Annotated in this window: 1 protein-coding gene and 2 pseudogenes; all 3 read left to right on the top strand. The window is 71.0% G+C overall.

Annotated features, from left to right (window positions below):
• Nucleotides 1-331 (top strand): annotated as a pseudogene (locus AB0G02_RS38825) (hypothetical protein); the annotation flags it as partial.
• Between the two features lie 209 nt (nucleotides 332-540).
• On the top strand, nucleotides 541-1,380 hold the full coding sequence (locus tag AB0G02_RS38820) for a helix-turn-helix transcriptional regulator (protein ID WP_360805091.1): 840 nt from the start codon (nucleotides 541-543) through the stop codon (nucleotides 1,378-1,380).
• Between the two features lie 61 nt (nucleotides 1,381-1,441).
• Nucleotides 1,442-1,684: pseudogene (locus tag AB0G02_RS38815) on the top strand (hypothetical protein); the annotation flags it as partial.

Raw genomic sequence — 1,684 nt, 5'->3', positions numbered from 1 at the left:
CGCGCCGCCGCCCGTGCCGGACGTGGCGATGCAGCAGACCGTGCCCAGCCCGGTGACCGCCAGTGTCCAGCTGGTGGAGGAGCCGTGGGGCACCCGGATCGACGTGCTGTGCGCCTACGCCGTGCCGGACGGCCCGGCGCCGCCCGCGTTCGCCTACGCCCTGCACGTCGTCGCCGCCGACGGCACCTCCGTGCGGGTCGCCACCTGGACCGCCGGTCCGGGCTCCACCACCCGTCCCACCGCGACGACCGAGCTGACCAGATCGGACATCACCGGCGTCGAGATCAGATTGGTGCAGAACGACCTGGTGCTGCTCCGGGTCGGCTTCTGACCACTCGCCACGCGTGCGCCGACCGCCCGTCGGACGCCGATCCGCAGGCCCGCGACCTGGTGCAAACGCACCTGCACGGCCGCCTGCACGTGCGTCGGGCCCGGAGGCCCGAATCGTGCTCCAGATCACCTCGCAGCGACCGTCGACACGCCCGCAGACACCTTCCTGGCCGATCGTCAAGAGGGGTGTGCATCGATACGGTGCGTTGCATGACCGCACCTGAGCGTTCGCGGCTGGCCCGAGAACGGCTCTCGCGCGAGTTACGAAGGCTGCGCACCGAGGCCAAGATGACCGGCACGGCCACGGCGCGCGCTACCGGGATGAGCCAGTCCAAGCTGTCGAAGATAGAGAACGGCATGCTCCTCCCGTCCGTGACCGACGTGGAGCGCCTGGTCGCCGAACTGTCCGCGACCAGGGAGACCAGGGTCGAGCTGGTCGAGTTGGCCCGCCAGCTGCACGCCGAGGCGGAGACCCGCCGCGTGGTGCTGCACCGGGGGGCGCACCGCCACCAGCAGACCGTGGCCCGCATCGAGGCCCGCGCCACCACCAGCCGCTTCTTCCAGAACGCGGGTGTGCCCGCGCTGTTGCAGAGCGAGAACTACCTGCGCGTCGTGCTGAACGCGATGCCGCCTCACGAGCAGGACACCGCGATCGCCACCCTGCGCGCCCGCCGGGCCCGCATGGACGACCTGGGCAAGCGGTTCGTGTTCCTGCTCGCGGAGAGCGCGTTGCGCTGGCGGATGGGGTCGGCCGACCTCATGTGCGAGCAGATCGACCACCTCGTGCAGATCATCCGAAGACCCAATGTCCAGCTCGGCGTGGTGCCGTGGACGGCGGACGCGAACATCGTGGCCCTGCACGGGTTCCAGGTCTACGACGAGCGGGTGGTGACGCTGAGCGTGCTGACCGGCAACGCCACCATCACCGACCCGCACGACGTGCGCGAGTACCTGGGCCTGTTCGGCCGGCTCGAACGGCTGGCGGTGCGCGGCGACGGCCTGGAAGACCTGCTGGAGCAGATCTCCAGGGACCACCGCAAGCTCGGCTGAGCTGGGTGGTTAGGCTGCCGGGGACCACTACGCCCCCCGTCGGTAGGTGCCCCGCCACCCCATGCTGAACATCTTCGCCCGCGCCTCGGTTTCGCGCGTCACCGATCCGATCGGGGCGTGGCTGCTGCGCCGCGGCCTCACCCCGAACGCCGTGACGGTGCTGGGCACCGTCGGCTCCGTCGCCACTTCGCTGTGGTTCATCCCGCGCGGGCAGCTGTTCACCGGCGCGGCGCTGGTGGGTGGAGGAGCTCGTCGCGGCGGAATCCGCTGCGGTAGGCCAGCTGCCACGCCCGGTCGAGCATGT

Origin of the sequence: Actinosynnema sp. NPDC023658 (genome assembly GCF_040639995.1) — a bacterium.
Taxonomy (GTDB): domain Bacteria; phylum Actinomycetota; class Actinomycetes; order Mycobacteriales; family Pseudonocardiaceae; genus Actinosynnema.
The sequence above is the reverse complement of the archived record's forward strand: the minus strand, read 5'-3'. Positions and strand labels throughout refer to the sequence as shown.

Excerpts from the sequence above, each read along its gene's own strand:
- AB0G02_RS38820 (WP_360805091.1), top strand. The coding sequence starts at position 541 with ATGACCGCACCTGAGCGTTCGCGGCTGGCCCGAGAACGGCTCTCGCGC.